This window comes from Nitrosomonas sp. Nm84 (assembly GCF_003201565.1).
In the GTDB taxonomy this organism is placed as follows: Bacteria; Pseudomonadota; Gammaproteobacteria; order Burkholderiales; family Nitrosomonadaceae; genus Nitrosomonas.
In genome coordinates this window covers 74,628-94,349 of sequence record NZ_QJJP01000003.1, presented here as the reverse complement: position 1 = coordinate 94,349, position 19,722 = coordinate 74,628, and the positions used below count along the sequence as shown (strand labels likewise).

General features: G+C 44.6%; 16 protein-coding genes and 1 pseudogene. 10 read left to right on the top strand and 7 right to left on the bottom strand.

The annotated features are described in order from the left end of the window. Positions 1–8 precede the first annotated feature (8 nt). From C8R34_RS02775 to C8R34_RS16380, 3 genes are all read left to right on the top strand, one after another. Entirely contained in the window at positions 9–692 is a 684-nt protein-coding gene (locus C8R34_RS02775) for a TIGR04211 family SH3 domain-containing protein (protein WP_110337623.1), read from the top strand. Positions 693–1,074: 382 nt separating this feature from the next. After that, on the top strand, positions 1,075–4,287 hold the full coding sequence (locus tag C8R34_RS02770) for an FG-GAP-like repeat-containing protein (protein ID WP_110337621.1): 3,213 nt from the start codon (positions 1,075–1,077) through the stop codon (positions 4,285–4,287). A gap of 217 nt (positions 4,288–4,504) precedes the next feature. Further along, positions 4,505–6,469 (top strand): FG-GAP-like repeat-containing protein, encoded by a 1,965-nt coding sequence (locus tag C8R34_RS16380; protein WP_207896430.1) that lies wholly within the window; start codon positions 4,505–4,507, stop codon positions 6,467–6,469. A 69-nt stretch (positions 6,470–6,538) separates the two neighbouring features. On the opposite strand, the gene C8R34_RS02755 is transcribed toward C8R34_RS16380, so the two are convergent. Together C8R34_RS02755 and C8R34_RS02750 are read right to left on the bottom strand one after the other, a co-directional pair. Next, entirely contained in the window at positions 6,539–7,810 is a 1,272-nt protein-coding gene (locus tag C8R34_RS02755) for a FimV family protein (protein WP_110337619.1), read from the bottom strand. A gap of 20 nt (positions 7,811–7,830) precedes the next feature. After that, positions 7,831–8,280 (bottom strand): DUF4124 domain-containing protein, encoded by a 450-nt coding sequence (locus C8R34_RS02750; protein WP_110337617.1) that lies wholly within the window; start codon positions 8,278–8,280, stop codon positions 7,831–7,833. Positions 8,281–8,451: 171 nt separating this feature from the next. Here C8R34_RS02750 and guaB point away from each other — a divergent pair, with 171 nt between their 5' ends. Together guaB and guaA are read left to right on the top strand one after the other, a co-directional pair. After that, entirely contained in the window at positions 8,452–9,915 is a 1,464-nt protein-coding gene (gene guaB, locus C8R34_RS02745) for an IMP dehydrogenase (protein WP_110337615.1), read from the top strand. A gap of 12 nt (positions 9,916–9,927) precedes the next feature. Beyond that, positions 9,928–11,490, top strand: coding sequence for a glutamine-hydrolyzing GMP synthase (gene guaA / locus C8R34_RS02740; protein ID WP_110337613.1), 1,563 nt, complete (start codon positions 9,928–9,930; stop codon positions 11,488–11,490). Between the two features lie 89 nt (positions 11,491–11,579). Here guaA and C8R34_RS16810 read toward each other — a convergent pair. Next, a pseudogene (locus C8R34_RS16810) lies at positions 11,580–12,242 on the bottom strand (IS3 family transposase); the annotation flags it as partial. Positions 12,243–12,392: 150 nt separating this feature from the next. Here C8R34_RS16810 and C8R34_RS02730 point away from each other — a divergent pair. Then, on the top strand, positions 12,393–13,040 hold the full coding sequence (locus tag C8R34_RS02730; protein ID WP_165872508.1) for a calcium-binding protein: 648 nt from the start codon (positions 12,393–12,395) through the stop codon (positions 13,038–13,040). Positions 13,041–13,192: 152 nt separating this feature from the next. On the opposite strand, the gene C8R34_RS02725 is transcribed toward C8R34_RS02730, so the two are convergent. Continuing rightward, positions 13,193–13,537 (bottom strand): hypothetical protein, encoded by a 345-nt coding sequence (locus C8R34_RS02725; protein ID WP_110337607.1) that lies wholly within the window; start codon positions 13,535–13,537, stop codon positions 13,193–13,195. Positions 13,538–14,065: 528 nt separating this feature from the next. On the opposite strand from C8R34_RS02725, the gene C8R34_RS16375 reads away from it, so the two are divergent. Then, positions 14,066–14,227, top strand: a complete 162-nt coding sequence (locus C8R34_RS16375; protein WP_165872509.1) for a hypothetical protein — start codon at positions 14,066–14,068, stop codon at positions 14,225–14,227. Positions 14,228–14,519: 292 nt separating this feature from the next. Here C8R34_RS16375 and C8R34_RS16225 read toward each other — a convergent pair whose 3' ends face one another. Then, a complete protein-coding gene (locus C8R34_RS16225) occupies positions 14,520–14,819 on the bottom strand; it encodes a hypothetical protein (protein ID WP_132467050.1) in 300 nt (99 codons plus the stop codon). A 50-nt stretch (positions 14,820–14,869) separates the two neighbouring features. Further along, positions 14,870–15,439: a hypothetical protein gene (locus C8R34_RS02720; protein ID WP_110337605.1), complete on the bottom strand. Its 570-nt coding sequence runs from the start codon at positions 15,437–15,439 to the stop codon at positions 14,870–14,872. Positions 15,440–15,867: 428 nt separating this feature from the next. On the opposite strand from C8R34_RS02720, the gene C8R34_RS02715 reads away from it, so the two are divergent. After that, positions 15,868–16,359, top strand: coding sequence for a CDP-archaeol synthase (locus C8R34_RS02715; RefSeq protein WP_165872510.1), 492 nt, complete (start codon positions 15,868–15,870; stop codon positions 16,357–16,359). On the opposite strand, the gene C8R34_RS02710 is transcribed toward C8R34_RS02715, so the two are convergent. Continuing rightward, positions 16,356–17,291 carry a metallophosphoesterase gene (locus C8R34_RS02710; RefSeq protein ID WP_110337601.1) on the bottom strand — a complete coding sequence of 312 codons (936 nt, stop codon included), beginning with the start codon at positions 17,289–17,291 and terminating at the stop codon, positions 16,356–16,358. The two genes, C8R34_RS02715 and C8R34_RS02710, sit on opposite strands and share 4 nt — an antisense overlap. Positions 17,292–17,509: 218 nt before the next feature. Here C8R34_RS02710 and C8R34_RS02705 point away from each other — a divergent pair, with 218 nt between their 5' ends. Continuing rightward, entirely contained in the window at positions 17,510–17,833 is a 324-nt protein-coding gene (locus C8R34_RS02705; RefSeq protein WP_110337599.1) for an FmdB family zinc ribbon protein, read from the top strand. Between the two features lie 99 nt (positions 17,834–17,932). Beyond that, positions 17,933–19,714 carry an aspartate--tRNA ligase gene (aspS, locus tag C8R34_RS02700; protein ID WP_110337597.1) on the top strand — a complete coding sequence of 594 codons (1,782 nt, stop codon included), beginning with the start codon at positions 17,933–17,935 and terminating at the stop codon, positions 19,712–19,714. Positions 19,715–19,722: the final 8 nt, after the last annotated feature.

Below are 19,722 nucleotides of genomic sequence, written 5' to 3'. Positions count from 1 at the left end.
CTGAAACTATGAAAACGTATAAACATACCACCCTATTGGTCCTGCTTATCTACTGCGCTTTGTATTCGGTGTTGGCTGCTGCGGAAACACGCTATGTATCCGATCAATTGGAAACCACTTTGCGTAGAGGTCCGACCAACAGTCATGCTGTGCTCAGAATGTTGAAAAGCGGCACTGCCTTGGAAGTGTTGGAAAGTGATGCGGAAAGTGGACATACACGGGTCAAGACACAGGGTGGTATCGAAGGCTGGGTGTTGAGCCGCTATCTGAGTACCGAGCCAACCGCAAGGATGCAATTGGAAAAAATGATCAAGGAATTCAACCATGTCGATAATGCCGATAATTCTGTACTAGCACAGTTAAAAACCATAAAAAGTGAATATAACAATGCTCATCGGCGTGTTGCACAACTTGAAAGTGAAAATAAGCAACTCGAAGAACAACTGGCTTCGATCAAGCATACCGCAGCGAATGTATTATCCATCGACAAGGAAAATAAGAAATTTCGCCAGAAACTTGCCGCATCTGAAGAGCATTTGAATTCACTACAAATTGAAAACAGTGAATTGCACAACAGTAAAAATAAAGATTGGTTCTTTGCGGGTGCAATTGTTTTAGGAGTTGGATTATTGTTAGGTTTGATTTTTCCAAGATTGGTGCAGAGAAAAACTTCCCGTTATGGCAGTTTTTAAACTTTAGGTAAATTCATTTTTCCGTTACTTTGAGTGAAAAGCTTGTTGATAGTCATTCGACTGAATAATGCAGTTAATGCCCCCACGGCTTGCGACGAAGTTCTTTTGCACAAATCCAAGCCAGAACATTATTAAGTAGCTACATAGAATTACTAAGTAAACCCTTAGACCATATTAAATAAATCCTTAGGTCATACTAAGTATTTCGCCCATTTATTAGTTAAGTTTATTACCTTACAATGTAAGAATCAGGGTGGGCTACATTCGTGCCAAAGGAGAATCCTTTTGTGGATTTTCGTGAATGCTAATAGCCTATCGGATTTAAAAAGCAATCAATAATACACCACTACAATTAAGCATCCATTTTACTTGGAGTAACAATATGGCTGATCCTGTTTTTAATTATGTTGCTACCAACCCATTTGGTCTAAATGGCGTAGGCTTACGGGCCGCTCCTGATTTAGTTGATATAGATGGCGATGGTGATTTAGATGCTTTCGTGGGTAATTTGAATGGCGATACGTCATTTTTTAAGAATACAGGGACAACCAGTAATCCAATCTTTGTCGCTGCGGTTACCAATCCGTTCGGCTTAAACAACATGGGGGGAGATAATCCTACTTTTGTTGATATTGATGGTGATAGCGATCTGGATGCTTTGGTAGGCAGAGGCGATGGCGTTACATTATTTTATAAAAATACTGGCACAGCGGCGAGTCCGGCTTTTGCTGCCGCTATTATCAGCCCGTTTGGTTTGAGCGGTGTTGGGTTTGGTGCTGATCCCACGTTTGTCGATATCGACGGCGATGGCGATTTGGATGCCTTTGTGGGTGATTATTATGGCAATACCCAATTTTTTAAGAATACCGGAACAGTTAACAATCCAATCTTTGCTGCTGCCGTTACCAACCCGTTTGGATTGAGTGATGCGGGCGGATATGCCAGTCCTACTTTTGCCGATATCGACGGCGATGGCGACTTGGATGTTTTCGTAGGTAATGGTCATTATACCGGCAGTAGCGGAACATGGTTCTTTAGAAATGTTGGAACAATCAATAATCCGACATTTTACCGCGATAACAATAATCCATTCGGTTTGAGTAATGTAGGAGGCAGCTACACGAATCCTACTTTTGCCGATATCGATGACGATAGCGATTTAGACGTATTTGTCGGTAATAATAGTGGCAGCACGCTGTTTTTCCAAAACACCGGCATAGGCACCAATTCGCATTTCTCCTGGGATGATGCGTTCGGTTTGAATAATGCAGTTGAGTATACCGACTTTACGTTTGTCGATATCGACGGTGATGGTGATTTGGATGCTTTTGCAGGTAACAGTTACTATTATTATGATGCGGGCGGTGATACGCTATTTTTTGAAAATACCGGAACAATCAATAACCCGGTGTTTGCCGCTGCTAGTACTAATCCGTTCGGTTTGGATAATGTGGGGAGTTTTTCCAGCCCTACCTTTGTCGATATCGATGGCGATGGCGATATGGACGCCTTTGTGGGCGATGAAGCCGGTAATATGCACTTTTTTGAGAATACTGGAATAACCAGCAATCCGATGTTTGCCGCTGCCGTTACTAACCCGTTTGGCTTAAGTGACGCGGGCAATTTTGCCAGTCCCACGTTTGCAGATATCGACGCTGATGGCGACCAGGATGCTTTTGTAAATAATATGTTTTTTCAGAACACGGGAACAGCGAGTAGTCCGGTGTTTGCCGCACCTCAAGCCAATCCATTTGGCTTAACGGGTTCTGATTTTACCTTTGTAGATTTCGACCGTGATGGCGATTTGGATGCCTTTGCTAATAATACTCAGTTTTTTAGGAACACCGGGAGCGCCAGTAATCCGGCGTTTTCTTACGCAGGCAGCAGTCCGGCCGGTTTACCGGGAGGTATTTATCGTGGCAGTATTACCAGCCAAACCTTCGTGGATATCGATGGCGATGGCGATTTGGATGCCTACGTGAATGGCACTTATTCGTATAGTAGTGTCTCGGCCTGGGGAGGATTCCTCGCTAACAACAATGCACCCAACGTTGCGAATCTTACGGTTCCTGAAACGTATACCAAAAACACGCCACTCAATCTAGCTAACATTGTCATTAGCGACCCGGACAGTGCGAATGTGACTGCGACGTTGAAGTTATCAAATGTGGCGGCAGGCAGTTTAAGCACGGGAACATCAGGTGCGGTGACATCCACTTTTAACGCCAGTACCGGAACATGGACAGCCAGCGGTGCGTTGGCGGACGTGAATGCGTTGTTAGCGGGTGTGATTTTTACACCTGTCACCAACTTCAGTGGTGCTTTCACGATCAATACCAGCATTTCGGATGGTGTGGCGTCACCGCTACTTGGTAGTAAAAATTTCACAGTGGATGCTGCGGGTGTATTGTTAACGAGCACATCAGGAAACGATATTCTGACCGGTACATCATCCATCAATGATACCGTCACGTATGCTTCTGCTACTGGCCCGGTAACTGTTTCATTAAATATCACCACACAACAAAACACGATCGGTGCGGGATTGGATACCATCACCAAGGTTGAAAATTTGATCGGCAGTGCTTTTGGCGATAGTTTGACAGGCGATGCAACCGATAACGTTCTCGATGGCAAAGCAGGTAACGATACCCTGATCGGCTGGTCTGGAGCGGATACCATGATCGGTGGATTGGGTAACGACACTTATTTTGTGGAGAATGCAGGCGACATCGTTACAGAGAAACTCAACCAAGGCACTGATACCGTCAGTAGCCGGCTGGCTTACACGTTGCCCGTCAATGTGGAAAATCTAATATTGACTGGCACAGCGGTGATCGATGGTACAGGCAACAATCTGAACAACGTCATCACCGGCAACAATGCCGCCAATCAACTGAATGGCGATACCGGCAACGATACGCTCAAGGGCGGAGCCGGAAATGACACCCTGATCGGCTGGTCTGGAGCGGATACGATGGTGGGGGGATCGGGTAATGACACTTATTTTGTAGAGAATGTAGGCGACATCGTTACAGAGAAACTCAACCAAGGCACTGATACCGTCAGTAGCCGGTTGACTTACACGTTATCCGTTAACGTGGAAAATCTAATACTGACCGGATCGGCAGCAGCCAATGGAACAGGGAATAGTTTAGCGAATACGATTACTGGAAATTCTGCTGCTAACCGGTTGAGTGGTCTGACGGGTAACGATACGCTCAACGGTGGTGGCGGCAACGATGTGTTGAATGGTGGTGCAGGTACTAATACGCTGACCGGGGGAGCAGGTAAAGACATTTTTCTGTTTGCCACGGCCGCTCACAATGATACGGTTACTGACTATAGTGTAGCCAATGACACCATTCAGCTTGAAAATGCGGTATTTACTGCGTTAACGGCAACCGGCACATTGGCTGCCGGACAGTTCAAGGTTGGCACCAAAGCGTTGGATGCCAATGATCACATCATCTACAACAATGCAGCAGGTACGTTGTTATACGACGCGGATGGTAACGGTGTAGGTGCTTCGGTGCAGATTGCCACCGTTGGTACCGGGTTGGCGATGACCAATGCGGAGTTTGTGGTGATTTAGATGTTTAGCGAGCCAAATAGCATAGCATTAGAGAGTGTTCGGTGAACATGAATTAAAACCTTTTGCAGATATCAGTGCTATGCCTGCGTATTTGTGATTATGGACTCTTGAATGAGTTATTCAGCAAGCTGATAGCCGTTAGCTATGACACACACGAGTGTGGCAATAACTAACGAAATATCGGATGAATCCATTATCTATTTGGAGTAATAATAGCATGCAAAATCCTGAATTTACCTTAATTGCTACCAATCCTTTTGGTTTGAATGATGTGGGTGTTTTAGCTACACCTACTTTTGTGGATATCGATAACGATGGTGATTTAGACGCTTTCGTGGGTGAAGTATATGGCGATACGTCGTTTTATAGAAATACGGGAACAGCCAATAATCCAGTGTTTGGACCTGCCATCACCAATCCGATGGGTTTGAGTAATGCCGGTTTTTATACTGATCCTAATTTTGTGGATATTGATAGCGATGGAGATCTAGACGCTTTTATCGGTAATTCTGATGGCAATACCCTGTTTTATAGGAATACGGGAACAGCCGCCAATCCGGCGTTTGCCGCCGCCGTTACTAATCCGTTTGGTTTGAGTGACGTGGGTTCCCAAGCCAGTCTGACTTTTGCCGATAGCGATGGTGATGATGATTTAGATGCCTTCGTGGGTAATTTGAACGGCAACATCTTATTTTTTAGGAACACAGGAACAGTCAACAGTCCTGCATTTGCTGCTGCCGTTACCAATCCGTTTGGTCTGAGTGATGTAGGTTACCAAGCGAGTCCCAGTTTCATTGATGGCGATGATGATGGTGATGATGATGCTTTCGTGGGTAATTTGGACGGCAATATCTTGTTCTTCAGAAACACGGGAACAGTCAACAATCCGGTGTTCGCTGCAGCCAGCACTAATCCGTTTGGTTTAACGGATGTGGGGGCCAATGCGAACCCGACTTTCGCTGATTTAGATGGTGATGGCGATCTGGATGTTTTCGTCGGCGAGAAGCTTGGCAATACCGTATTCTTTTTAAACGATTCCTCGGCTGCGTTTTTGCCTAGCACAGCAGGAAACGATGTTCTGGCAGGCACAGGATCTCTTCACGATACTGTCAGTTATGCTTCCGCTACTGCCCAAGTCACCGTTTCCCTGACGATCACTACACAGCAAAATACCGGTGGTGCAGGATTGGATACCTTGATTAATATCGAAAATCTGATCGGTAGCAGTTCTAACGATAGCTTCACTGGTAATTTTAAGAGTAATGTCCTGAATGGTGGAAATGGTAACGATAGGCTTAATGGCCAGGGTGGCGCAGATACTATGATTGGTGGATTGGGCAATGATACTTTTGTGGTTAACAGTGTAGGCGATACCGTGATCGAATACAAAAATGAAGGTATCGACAAGGTCAGTAGCAACGTGACCTATACGCTTCCATCGGATGTGGAAGATCTGACATTGACCGGTGCGGCGAATATTAGCGGCATAGGTAATGATTTGAGCAATAAGTTAATCGGTAATAGAGCTGCCAATCAGTTGAGTGGTGGTGATGGTAACGACATACTCAATGGTATCGCAGGTGCGGATACTATGAGCGGCGGACTGGGATTCGATAGCTATGTGGTTGACAACGTAGGTGACACCATTATCGAAAATCCGGGCGAAGGTACCGATAAGGTTAGCAGCAGTGTCACTTACACGCTATCTGCCAATGTAGAGAATCTCACATTGACAGGTGCAGCAGCGAATAATGGCACAGGTAATGCGCAAGCGAATAGCATTACAGGGAATGTCGGCAACAATCAGTTAAATGGCGGAGCAGGTAGCGATATTTTAGATGGTCGCGCGGGTACCAATACATTAACAGGCGGAGCCAATGGAGATATTTTTCGTTTCACCACGCTCAATCACACTGACACGATCACCGATTACAACGTGGCTGAAGATACTATTCAGCTTGAGAATAATGTGTTTGCCGCATTAACGACGCCTGGCACATTGGCTGCTGATCAATTCAGAATCGGTACAAAAGCATTGGATACGAATGATTTCATCATATATAACAATGCGACGGGTGTATTGTTATACGATGCAGATGGAAATAACGCCGGGGCTGCGAAGCAAGTGGCTATCGTTGGTGTTGGGTTGAGTATGACGAATGCGGATATTGTGGTGATCTAGGCGTTGTTGAAAAACTATTTGCGTGCCGTTACGGTGCAAAAAACAAGCTAACATGTTACTCAGCGCCCGCTAATCCGGAGAGCTGGTTGTTTGAAGCGTGTGTGCAGGCAGACTAGAGTCCGATGAATCAGGAAAAAACTCTTCTTTGCGCTTTTGTTCATTAAAATACAACGACTCGCTGGGTTCAAGACGATGTCCCAAGTCTTGAATTTGCACCCAAATATCAGGAAATTTCCCCAACCGTTTAAAGCGGCGGGCATTCTTCTTGAACCCCGATTTGTTATTCAGCGTGTATAGTAGTTCAAATAATAGCAACCAGCCTGAGATATCAAATTGGTTGATTGCCAATTGTTTCTGTAGAAACTGAATGGCGGCTTCAGAATTGCCCTGCTTCATCAACAAACGGGCCTCAGATGCCATTTCACTGGATGTATCAAGCGAGTTTTCCATTGAATCGGCGTTACGGCGGTATTTATCTAGAAATAGCATTTGATATTGATGCTGATTGGAGATTCCCGATGGTAATGATGCATCACGAGGCCGCGTTAGTCTTTCCTGGATCCTGCGGTAGTTGCGCAATATTAGGATGACGGTCAGTACCATCAATAAAATTCCCAAAACAAATACACTATCAAAGCTGAATGGGTTTTCCCACGAAGTATCACTGGATTCTGCTGGCTGTATCGAATCTTCAAAGCGTTCAGGCGGTTGTAGGTTGATTTCTTGGAATCCTCCTGAATTGTCGATTCGCGGTTCGCTTGGTCGCTGAGTTTTTGTTGCATGTAGAGATTGAATTTCAGCGATTCGTGATGCAAGAGATTCGGTGTGTTGAGTCAATGCGGTAAGATCGTGCGTTTCTTTTTGCGCAATTTGCTCTAATTGTGTGATCAGTTGCAAGAATAAGTGATTGCTGGTCAAGTTGGAGATTACTGCGGTGGGCGTTGCCGAGGGAGTGTTTCGCGCTTCGTTGTTTGCGGTATTTGTGTGTCGTTTTTTGACGGCTGGTGCAGCATAAGTATGAATCGTTCTTAAATCCGGAATATGAATGACGGTGCCGGCAGGTAGTGGCTGATAAGTGCCGGCAGGAAAGTGTTCGGGATTGATGCGAATAACCGCACGAACAAATGTGTCGCGAGTGGTGGAATCCTTAGGAAACATCAGGCGCGCGATTTGTAAGATATTCTCGCCGGGCAGAAGCTCCCATTGCATTGTCAGGTTTGCCGCTTGTTTATGGACAGCGTTATCCTGTGCCGAATATGCAACAGGCGTTTCAGCGACAACAGAAACACCTGCCAGGAAAAATATGACAGTCAGTATTAATTTGCTGATCAATGCAACCATCTAGTCTTTAAGTAATTAATTTATTTGCAGAATGCTGCAACCGCCTTGTTGGCTTCAGCAATTTTCTTCTGACGAACATCATCATCCACATAAGCGATGCCGCCACTGCCGTCAGGCACGGTCAAGCGGGGCGAATCAGTATATAATCTAACCTGCCCTTGGGCGTCAATACATTTCTTTTTGTTTTCTTCTGCTTTCGCTAGTTGTTTGGTTTCTTCCTCTTTTCTCTGTTCTTGGCGTTTATTAAATTCAAGCCGTTCATCAGCCGGATTTTTGGATTTGCTGGCCTCATTATTTGCAGGTGCGGGTACCGGTTTTATATTCAATCTTTGCCCATCTCTGGCAGCACCCGGTGGAGGGGGGAGATCGGTGTATTGTGTTTTGCCATGTTCATCAACCCATTTATAAACCTGAGCGCTGGCTGTTACACTGAATAGCAATATGAGTCCTGTAAATACAAAATTTTTCATCGCATACTCCTGAGAATGAATGATTTGAACTACATCGGGCATATATTTATGTAACTTGAAGATTTGTCACATTACATCATAATTACCGCAGATATGTTGTATTCTTAGCTAAATTGGAGCGAAATTTGTGGTCGCTTTGGCTATAATGTCACTTTGTATAGGATTGTTATTATGCAGTTGATTCAAAAAGCACTCACTTTTGATGATGTTCTTTTAATTCCAGCTCATTCGACGGTTTTGCCGCGTGATGTCAGTCTGGCGACAAAGTTAACCCGCACCATTGCACTCAATATTCCGCTGATATCGGCTGCCATGGATACCGTTACCGAAGCACCACTGGCCATTGCCTTGGCACAAGAAGGCGGTATCGGGATTATTCATAAAAATATGTCGATCGAGGCTCAGGCAGCGCATGTGGCGCAAGTTAAGCGCTTTGAAAGCGGGGTAGTGAAGGACCCTATAACCATCCACCAGAATATGACGGTGCGCGAAGTGCTTGAGCTGATCCGCCGCTACAAAATTTCCGGATTGCCGGTGGTGAACGGCAAGAAGGTTGTCGGTATTGTAACCAATCGGGATCTGCGTTTTGAAACGAATCTGGACCAAGCCATTAAACATATCATGACGCCGAAGAGCCGATTGGTGACGGTCAAAGCGGAAACTTCGCGCGATGAAGTATTGGCATTGCTGCATAAACACCGTCTGGAGCGTTTGCTGGTTATCAATGATCAATTCGAATTATGTGGACTCATCACTGTTAAAGATATTATCAAAACTTCAGAATACCCACTGGCCAGCAAGGATGAGCAGGAGCGTTTGCGTGTCGGTGCGGCGATCGGCGTCGGAGAGGGTAGTGAAGAGCGTGCCATTGCACTGGCTGAGGCCGGCGTTGATGTGATTGTGGTCGATACTGCGCATGGTCACTCGCAGAGTGTTCTGGATCGCATCGCCTGGGTCAAAAAGAACCTGCCGTCAGTCCAAGTGATTGGCGGCAATGTCGCCACCGCAGCGGCTGCCAGAGCGATGGTGGACAATGGCGTGGATGCGGTAAAAATCGGCATCGGCCCCGGCTCCATCTGCACCACGCGCATTGTCGCCGGCGTCGGTATTCCGCAGATTACCGCCATTCACAACGTATCGGAAGCATTAAAAGGTAGCGGTGTGCCTACCATTGCTGATGGCGGCATCCGCTATTCGGGTGATATTGCCAAGGCATTAGCAGCCGGCGCGGATACGGTCATGCTGGGGGGATTGTTTGCCGGAACCGCAGAAGCACCTGGGGAGATCGAATTGTTTCAGGGCCGCTCGTATAAAAGCTATCGCGGCATGGGTTCGCTGTCGGCAATGCAACAAGGATCCAGCGATCGTTATTTTCAGGAAAAAGAACAGAAAAATAATGACAAGCTGGTGCCTGAAGGGGTGGAAGGGCGTGTACCTTTCAAAGGCAGTATTTCCGCAGTCATTCATCAACTCATGGGGGGCGTGCGTTCAAGCATGGGTTATCTGGGTTGTAAAACGATTGCGCTGATGCATGAAAAAGCCGAGTTTGTTGAAATTACATCCGCGGGTATTAGTGAATCTCATGTACACGACGTGCAGATTACCAAAGAAGCGCCTAACTATCATGTTAAATAAGCAGTAACGCCAATGCATCAAAAAATTCTTATTCTAGATTTTGGTTCCCAATATACGCAGCTGATTGCCCGGCGTGTTCGTGAGACGAATGTTTACTGCGAATTACATCCGTATGATGTCACCCCGGAGTTTATCAAAGCATTTTCCCCAAAAGGCATCATACTTTCCGGCGGTCCCGCATCGGTTACGGAAGATGAAACACCACGTGCACCGCAAATCGTATTTGAACTCAATGTGCCGGTGCTTGGTATTTGCTATGGTATGCAAACTATGGCAGCGCAATTGGGCGGTACAGTTGAAAATGCACTGGTGCGCGAATTCGGGTATGCAGAAATCCAAACGACGCAAGATGGGGCCTTGTTTCAGGACATTAAAGACAGCACCAATGCAATCGGAAGTAACGTTCTGGACGTATGGATGAGCCATGGCGATGCAGTGGTGGCGCTGCCTACTGGATTTCAGGTGATGGCACAGAATGCCGCGACACCAATTGCTGCCATGGCGGATGATGCGCGCCGGTTCTATGGTATCCAGTTTCACCCTGAGGTTACTCATACGCTGCAAGGCAAAGCGATTATCGACCGATTTGTACATGACATCTGCGACATTGGACATGACTGGAGTATGCCGAATTATGTCGATGAAGCCATCGGCAAGATACGCGCAACCGTCGGCAACGATCAGGTAATCTTGGGTTTATCCGGCGGCGTGGATTCTTCGGTGGCGGCTGCATTGATTCACCGCGCCATTGGTGATCAGCTCACGTGTGTATTTGTGGATAATGGTTTGTTGCGCGCTAATGAAGCGAAGCAGGTGATGGAAACTTTTGCTAATAATCTGGCGGTTAAAGTGATTCATATTGATGCCAGTCGTGATTTTTACCGCAACCTTAAAGGCATTACCGACCCTGAAACTAAACGTCGGGTGATCGGACGTGAGTTCGTTGAGGTATTTCAGCGTGAATCGGTAAAAATTGAAGATGCCAGATGGCTTGCGCAAGGTACTATTTACCCCGATGTGATTGAGTCTGCCGGTGGCAAAACCAAAAAAGCCCATACCATCAAATCCCATCATAATGTCGGCGGGTTGCCGGAAACATTGCACCTTAAATTACTTGAACCGTTACGTGAGCTGTTTAAGGATGAAGTGCGCGAGTTGGGATTGGCGCTTGGCTTGCCGCGCGAAATGATATTCCGTCATCCATTTCCCGGACCGGGTCTGGGCGTGCGCATTCTGGGCGAAGTCAAATATGAATATGCCGAATTACTCAGGCAGGCAGACCAAATCTTTATCGAAGAATTACAACATTCCGGCTGGTACGACAAAACCTCGCAAGCATTTGCGGTTTTTTTGCCGGTCAAATCCGTAGGCGTAATGGGAGACGGGCGCACCTATGAATACGTCGTTGCCCTCCGAGCCGTGCAAACTCAGGATTTCATGACCGCCAACTGGGCGGAATTGCCATACTCATTGTTAAGCAAAGTCTCCAATCGCATCATCAACGAAATTCGCGGTATCAACCGCGTGGTCTACGATATCTCCGGAAAACCACCGGCAACGATTGAGTGGGAGTGAAATATACTAGTCCACGTCGAGTGGGTGAAGTGGCCTCACTTGATTGGACAATTTTTTGCATTTCTTAAGTGGAAATCTTACGTTAATGCTTATCCTGCTTTTTGCATTGCGGGCAGGTTATTGAAGTAGAATTCACTTGGTGTTTTGTCGTCAAACGCGGTGTAAGGTCTATTATGGTTGTAGAACATGAAATATTTCTCTAAGCCTTGTTTTGCATCACAACGCTGTCGTAGGCGTGCAGATATACCTCTTCGTATTTAACGCTCTTCCAAAGCCGTTCGACAAATACATGATCACACCAGCTACCCTTACCGTCCATGCTGATCTGGATACCGTTATCTTTCAGCAGCCCGGTGAATTCCAAGCTGGTGAATCGGCAACCTTGGTCAGTATTGAAGGTATCCGGCTTGCCATGCTTGTTTATGACTTCTTGCACAGGTTCAATGCAGAAGTCGGCAGTCAGGGTGTTAGATAATCGCCATGACAGCACCCGACGGCTTGCCCAGTCGATTACGGCGAACAGATAAACGAAGCCGCGCTTCATTGGAATGTACGTGATATCTGCTGCCCAGACATGGTGAACGGGTGATGGACAAATTGCGCAACCGATACGGATAGACTGGATGCGCCTGATACCGCTTGCTGGTGCTGGGCTTGCGGTAGATTGCGTGGATTCCCATTCGCTTCATCAGCATGGATACACGACGCCGGCCGAATAAACTTCCTTCACGTTTGAGCATTTTGGAGAGCATCCCCTTGCGCTCAACAATCCCGCCTTGACGAGCGCACCTTCTAAAAAATCATTCTCCAACGTGAGCTGCCCAATTCAGGTGAAAGAGAAAGTAATACAATTTTTTGCTAACAATGGGTTATTGTTCAAAAGTTCATTATCGGATGATACTTTGAATGGTACAGGATCGCTGAATGATACAGTCACGTATGTTTCGGCAACGACTGGAGTTACCGTTTCTTTGCTAGATACCTCACTGCAGAACACCATCGGAGCGGGGTTCGACACTGAGATCCTTAATCAGGGTACTGATAGTGTCAGCACCAACCTGTCGTACACTCTGCTTGCTAATGTCGAGAACCTTACTCTAACGGATGCATCTGTAATTAATGGTATGGGCAATGCCCAAGCCAACATCATCATTGGAAATGCAGCCGTCAATCAACTAAGTGGAAACGCTGGCAATGATAAGCTCGACGGCAAAGCAGGCAATAATGTATTAACAGGCGGAACAGGTAACGATATCTTCAAATTCACTACAAAAGGTCACATAGATACGATTACTGACTATAACGTAGCCAATGACACCATTCAGCTTGAGAATGCTATATTCACTGCATTAACCACAACGGGCACCCTAGCTGCCACGCAATTCAGAGTCGGCACAAAAGCATTGGATCCCAATGATTTCATTATCTACAATAAAACTGCAGGAACATTATTCTATGATAGTGATGGTAATGGCGTTGTGGCTGCAACACAGATTGCAACGGTTGGTAGTGGATTGAATTTGACTAATGCAGATATAATAGTAGTTTAATACTTTGAATTATAAGATGAAACTATAATGCAAAATTCTTATGGCTTAAATGTACTGAGAATTGAGATTGAATTTGAACCAGATTCGAGATTGAGCCATATGGTTATTTCTTTCCAGAGTAGAGGTTGCAGACTTATATGTGTAGCCTTAGATTAGAATTCAGAATAATCAGATAGTAGTTTCAAACCTACTTTTGGAAGGGTATAACCGATTTTTTGCAATGAACTATGCAGATTCTCTATGCTTTCAAAATATAAGATTTTATGACGATCTGAGGTTAATAAATAGGCACTTGGTTCATTATCCCTTTTGGTTACGTTAACTTTTACCGAATATTGAATTCCCCAGTTATCCTGTGTTTCAATAAGATCGACGGTGCTGACATTACGATCTTTAATGGATTTCTCAAATTCTGACAGTGTCATTCCCATTAATTCAAAAGAAGCATAGTCGCTTACATATCTCGTAGAATAGTTATCTTCAAAAAAATAGGTCATAGAATTATTCCATAGTTTTAGAATCAACAAGAATCATAATTTTTAGCACACTGACAAGTTTCATTTACATCTTGATTATTATGATTACCTGTTAAAACCATTCTTTACCCATCTTTACGGCAAATCAACATAAATCATGAAAATAAAGGGAATCTCTAGAATACTCGTTGTATAGCAACAACAATAAAATGGTTTCCACATTTTGCCTACTTAAATGGATACCATTTTGCAAAAGAGTTTGACAGTTACAAAAAATAGAAGAGATACGCCCAAAAAAATTTACTTCTAATTGAAGTGTGTGTTTTTGAAGTTTAAGTCAAGGGAGACGATAGCGTATAAATATGAATTCCAATCATATGGATAAATTAATTTTATACAGTTAATGTTTTTTACCTTGGATTATTATTTGTTGTTTGTGTAATTAATAATTTAAAAACATAATGTTAATGATATGATGAAAAAAATACTTAGTGGTTATTTAAATCCAAGTTAATATGGCGATATACGACTATATTTGGAGTTTTTATTATGGAAAATACTGAATCCAGTATCGCTAAAGAAGAGAATTTTATTGAAAAAAATACAACTCCCGTAGCAACTAATCCTGAGAGTTTACAATTCGAAGGAGAACTTCTTGAAATTCCTTCTGATCAAAATAGTCCCCCCAGTGAGAAATATATTGAAGAATAGTAAATACTAATTAAGTGTAGCAGAAGAAAATTGCCTTTTTGAATAATACCTGATGCGTTCCTGTATGTTGTCAAGGCATTAAACTTTTGATTGACTGATTTAAGTTACTCTATGGGTCAAGTCATAAACTTTATTGTAGCCCTTAGTAGTAGAATCTAGCTGTTATGCTATGTTTCTGTTGGGATTAATTCTAATAAATTGTATGTCTTACTAGAGAAGTAATTATTTTTTATTTCAAACGAGATATTCGACACATTAGACACAATCTCATATTCTATCCAAATGTGTCTGCCTACAAAGCCCCATGCTTAATAGATATAGACAGATAAGGCGGATTAGACATATTTTTATTCATTGGGGAGAGAGAAGAAATACATACACGTAACAAGGATGAGAGGGTAATCATCCCAAAGTTAAGCTCTGTGCTTACGCTCTCATCACTCGATGCTTCAAATTTATCAAAATTCTCTGTAAAATCATCAGTCCTTAATCTTAAATCGACTTTCTCATACTTCTCAAATTTTGATATAGTTTCAATCAGAGGCCCAAAAGCATACCCACGTGCACCTCCTTTTAATGATCCAAAACCCAAAATTAATTTGGAAGTAGAAGTATCTTGGTAGTGTTAATCAATGAATTAAACTATTCACTAATTAAGTATTGGATTTCCTCTGCTAAAAAGATTGGTCGAATTTGTATAGAAGAAAAATATTGAGAGACAGGTAATCCTACTTGTTGTCCCTGAACATTATTATGTTCAGTGGCGCTTACAAGTTTAAATGACTGTGTAGTAGATGAATAATCAAAAATTAGATTGTAACTGCTTGGAAAGAAGCTAACATCATTACGTGATATAGGATTTCCCGGCACATACCCTTTATTTTCATATGAGAGTCCATATGAAATAACAAGAACAGTGCCATTAAAGTATGCTACTGCTTCTATATTTGGTAGACCTACGTTGTTTTCCGGATCTGAAGTTTCAATTGATTTTAAGCAAATTTTACCATCGGAAAAAACCAAATATCCGCCTACTAATACTAAATTATAGTAGTCATTTCCTGAATACGATACAACTATAAATTTACTTTGGGCAGGCTCGCCGAGAATAGCTGAATCCTCTGTACATTTAAAACCGTTATAAATGATCGATAATGCATTGGCGTTGCTAATCATTAAACAAAACAATAGTGAAATAAAAATGGCTTTCATCAATGACTCCTTTTTGGATGCACGTAGCGAATTAATCCTATTAAATTGTAAGTATAAAGAATACAAAAAAATAACACAGTTCATTGGGTGAAATGGTTAAGATTCTTATATCTTCCCACTTCGCCCATTGCCAGCCACAGCGCATACGAGGATTGGTTATATTGCAGGCAGGTTTTAGATTGTTCGAAGTGGCAGCCACAAATTAACCCCACGGAATGATAAACTAACACCGTTGCGTGACGGTATTGATGTCTTGAAATTACGAAATTCAGGGTTTTTTCATCGGTTACGCTGTCGGTATCGAATTTCAAAGACCGTAAACATCTCTGTATTTACGAGGTTCTTCAAAGGTACTTGATAATTGAGTAGGGTAGGGCGTCAACCCGGAGTCAGTGAAATAACCGTTGTTTTTACCTTTGATGCATCCAATGGAAGAATTACAACAAGAAATGATTTTGTTGTTTTGGTTGATGGGTGTGAATGGCGCGCCCATTTTGCTGGCGAAGTTTGCCGGTAGGCGGTTCGATTATCCGATTGACTGCAATCAGTTATTTTTTGATGGACGGCCCATCCTGGGGGCATCGAAAACCTTCCGCGGCCTCATAGCTGCGCTTGCGATATCGATTCTGATCGGCAGCGTTCTGATGCTGCCATTGCTTATAAGCTTGCTGTTTGGCACGTTATCGATGGCAGGCGATATGATCTCGAGTTTTATCAAGCGACGTTTGGGGCTAAGATCCAGCGCCATGGCGTTGGGTCTGGATCAAATCCCGGAATCTCTGTTTCCGCTGATGGGATGCCAAGTGTTGCTGGGAATCAATGCTGAGCAGATTTTTTCGATTGTGCTGGCATTCTTTTTTATAGAATTGATTCTTTCACGGATTTTATTCTGGCTGAAAATCCGCAAAACCCCGTACTAAGCTTGTAACAAGTGATGAATGGTGACTTCGGGCGGACAATTGAATCGCGCATTGACAATCGATGTGCCAGCGCCTACTGAGGTGTAACCCTGCATGTGCTGGTAGCGCCATTTTCCGGCGCCCATATAGCGCGGGCATTTGGAATCCAACGTCAGTGGGATGCCGCCGGGAAGACAAATCTGGCCACCATGCGTGTGACCGCACAGCATCACATCAAAATCAGCGTGTGCCGCCAGACGATAAATTTCCGGCGTATGCGAAAGCAATAGCGAGACAGCATCCTGCGGAATATGTTGAGCTGCTTTCTCAAGATTATCCACGCGAAAATAGTGAGGGTCATCAACACCTGCCAGGAAAATCTGCGCACCCTCTCTCTCCAAAACGGTGGCTTCATTCATCAGCATGATGATACCCATAGACTCCAACGCCGGCAGCATGCGCACCGAATCATGATTTCCCAGAATACCGTAGACAGGCTGCTTCAACATCAGTACAAGCCGCTGCATACCGGCCACCGCACCTTCAATCTCGCCAAAAGTACGCGCACGATAATCCCCCGTCAGCACACAAATATCGTAGTGCAGATCGGCAACCGTCTGAATCAGCGCATTGAGATTGCGCTCATCCATATCGACGTGCAGATCGGTGAGATGCAAAATCTTGAAATCATGGAATGCCTTCGGTAAATGCGGCAAATGAAGCGGATTTTTCTTGACTTGCAAGTTACGCGCATTGCGCTGTCCGCGCTCATACATGCCCACCAGCTGAATGGCATATCGAATCAGCGCATGCGCCGAGTACCAGTTTTCCGGATGGAAAAAATTCAACCCTCGACCAAATACATGGTGCCCCCGCTCAGCTTCAATGCCAAGCCGCTGCCGGGCATGCACTCGGCCCAAGCGTGCTGCTAATTGTTGCTCGATGTTATCCATTTTGGCCAGGTTATTCTGTGGTTGAAATTCATAATATTCGCTAAAAAACTTCCTTGTGCAATTAGTTGAGATATTGCTACGATATTTGGGCGGCGTTCAGGTAGCAAAAACATTCTACCAATACTTACATCAACGCACCTTGCCATATTAAGTTCTTAAAATAAAGCCGGTTAAGGTATAATCCCCGATTTCTCAATATTGGATTGTTGGAGGTCTCTATGCCAATTTATGAATATCTTTGCAATTCATGCGGTGCCGAGAAAGAACACTTGCAAAAGATTAGCGATGCACCCATTGCTGCTTGCCCTGTTTGCGGTAGCAGCAACTATACCAAGTTGATATCTGCTGCGGGATTTCAACTGAAAGGCAGTGGTTGGTATGTTACCGACTTCAAGAACAACAAAGCAAAGCAGACGGACACCAAGCCAGATGCTAAAGCAAGTCCGGAAAGCGCAGAGAGTACGCAGCCGGCAACACCTGTTGCTGCGGATACAGCTGTAAGTAAAGAAAGCAAGCCGGCTTCTACCGCAGCGGCTGATTAATTGCTAGCCAGCGATGTAATCGATCCAACAAATTTTTATCGCAACAACATTGCGGTATAACAAAGATAAAATCATCATCTCAAACTATTGAACAGAACTATGCGTACAAATTACTGTGGCGCCATTAATGCCGGATATCTTGATCAAACCGTGACACTTTTTGGCTGGGTTCACCGACGTAGGGATCATGGTGGCGTAATATTCATTGATTTGCGTGATCGTGAAGGCTTGGTACAGATCGTTTGCGATCCCGACAATGTGGAAACATTTCAGACGGCGGAAAAAATACGTAATGAATTTGTACTGAAAATTAGCGGTAAAGTCAGGAGACGTCCTGAAGGAACCATCAATGCGTCTTTATTCAGCGGTGAAATTGAGATCCTGGTGGCAGACATTGACGTGCTGAATGTTTCATTAACGCCACCTTTCCTGATGGATGATGACAATATCAGCGAAGTAGTGCGGCTGGAACATCGCTATCTCGACTTGCGGCGTCCGGCGATGCAGTCCAACCTGCGCTTGCGCCATAAAGTTGCTATGGCGGTGCGCGTGTTTCTTGATCAACATGGATTCCTGGATATTGAAACACCGATGTTGACCAAATCCACGCCGGAAGGCGCGAGGGATTATTTGGTGCCGTCACGGGTCAATGCCGGTCATTTTTTTGCGTTGCCGCAATCACCGCAATTGTTCAAGCAGCTTTTGATGGTGTCCGGGTTTGATCGTTATTATCAAATAACCCGTTGTTTCCGCGATGAAGATCTGCGCGCTGACCGGCAACCGGAATTTACACAAATTGATATTGAAACCTCTTTTCTGTCGGCGAATGAAATTATGTCGCTGATGGAAGAGATGATTCGCGGCTTGTTTAAAACCGTGAGCAATGTGGATTTGCCCAATCCATTCCCGCGTTTGACGTATGCCGAGGCGATGTTCAAATACGGCTCGGATAAGCCGGATTTGCGCGTTTCACTGGAATTTACAGAATTGACCGACATCATGAAAGATGTGACGTTCAAGGTGTTCCGTGAAGCGGCGGAAAAGCCGGATGGCCGCGTTGCTGCGTTATGTGTACCGAAAGGTGGGGAATTGTCGCGCAAGGAGATTGATGATTACACCAATTTTGTCGCAATTTACGGCGCTAAAGGTTTGGCGTATATCAAAGTCAATAATCTGGCCGATGGCGTGGAAGGATTGCAATCGCCGATTCTGAAATTCTTGCCGGAAGAAACGATTAAAACCATTCTTGCCCGTACCAACGCAAAGAATGGTGATTTGATATTCTTCGGTGCGGATAAAGCCAAAATCGTCAACGAATCTCTAGGCGCCTTGCGCATCAAAATCGGCCACCAGCACGGTCACGCCGAATCCGGCTGGAAACCATTATGGGTGGTTGATTTTCCAATGTTTGAGCGCGACGAGGAAGAGAATCGCTGGCAGGCGCTGCATCATCCCTTTACTTCACCCGCCGATGGACATGAGGATAGGTTGGAAACAGATCCGGGTCATGCCATTTCCAAAGCCTATGATATGGTGCTGAATGGCTCGGAAATTGGCGGAGGATCGGTGCGGATTCATCGTCAGGATATTCAATCCAAGGTATTCCGCGCATTAAATATTTCCGAACAGGAAGCGCAGGAAAAATTTGGTTTTCTGTTAGAAGCATTGCAATATGGTGCGCCACCGCATGGCGGCATCGCATTTGGTCTGGATCGTATTTTGACCATGATGACCGGTTCGGAATCGATTCGTGACGTGATTGCCTTTCCTAAAACACAACGTGCGCAATGCTTGCTGACCCATGCACCGAGTACTGTGGATGAGAAACAATTAAGAGAACTCAATATCCGCCTGCGACAAGTTGAAACCAAACCAAGTTGATAGATAGC

Excerpts from the sequence above, each read along its gene's own strand:
- C8R34_RS02775 (WP_110337623.1), top strand. The coding sequence starts at position 9 with ATGAAAACGTATAAACATACCACCCTATTGGTCCTGCTTATCTACTGC.
- C8R34_RS02770 (WP_110337621.1), top strand. The coding sequence starts at position 1,075 with ATGGCTGATCCTGTTTTTAATTATGTTGCTACCAACCCATTTGGTCTA.
- C8R34_RS16380 (WP_207896430.1), top strand. The coding sequence starts at position 4,505 with ATGCAAAATCCTGAATTTACCTTAATTGCTACCAATCCTTTTGGTTTG.
- C8R34_RS02755 (WP_110337619.1), bottom strand. The coding sequence starts at position 7,810 with ATGGTTGCATTGATCAGCAAATTAATACTGACTGTCATATTTTTCCTG.
- C8R34_RS02750 (WP_110337617.1), bottom strand. The coding sequence starts at position 8,280 with ATGAAAAATTTTGTATTTACAGGACTCATATTGCTATTCAGTGTAACA.
- guaB (WP_110337615.1), top strand. The coding sequence starts at position 8,452 with ATGCAGTTGATTCAAAAAGCACTCACTTTTGATGATGTTCTTTTAATT.
- guaA (WP_110337613.1), top strand. The coding sequence starts at position 9,928 with ATGCATCAAAAAATTCTTATTCTAGATTTTGGTTCCCAATATACGCAG.
- C8R34_RS02725 (WP_110337607.1), bottom strand. The coding sequence starts at position 13,537 with ATGACCTATTTTTTTGAAGATAACTATTCTACGAGATATGTAAGCGAC.
- C8R34_RS16375 (WP_165872509.1), top strand. The coding sequence starts at position 14,066 with ATGGAAAATACTGAATCCAGTATCGCTAAAGAAGAGAATTTTATTGAA.
- C8R34_RS02720 (WP_110337605.1), bottom strand. The coding sequence starts at position 15,439 with ATGAAAGCCATTTTTATTTCACTATTGTTTTGTTTAATGATTAGCAAC.
- C8R34_RS02715 (WP_165872510.1), top strand. The coding sequence starts at position 15,868 with ATGGAAGAATTACAACAAGAAATGATTTTGTTGTTTTGGTTGATGGGT.
- C8R34_RS02710 (WP_110337601.1), bottom strand. The coding sequence starts at position 17,291 with ATGGATAACATCGAGCAACAATTAGCAGCACGCTTGGGCCGAGTGCAT.
- C8R34_RS02705 (WP_110337599.1), top strand. The coding sequence starts at position 17,510 with ATGCCAATTTATGAATATCTTTGCAATTCATGCGGTGCCGAGAAAGAA.
- aspS (WP_110337597.1), top strand. The coding sequence starts at position 17,933 with ATGCGTACAAATTACTGTGGCGCCATTAATGCCGGATATCTTGATCAA.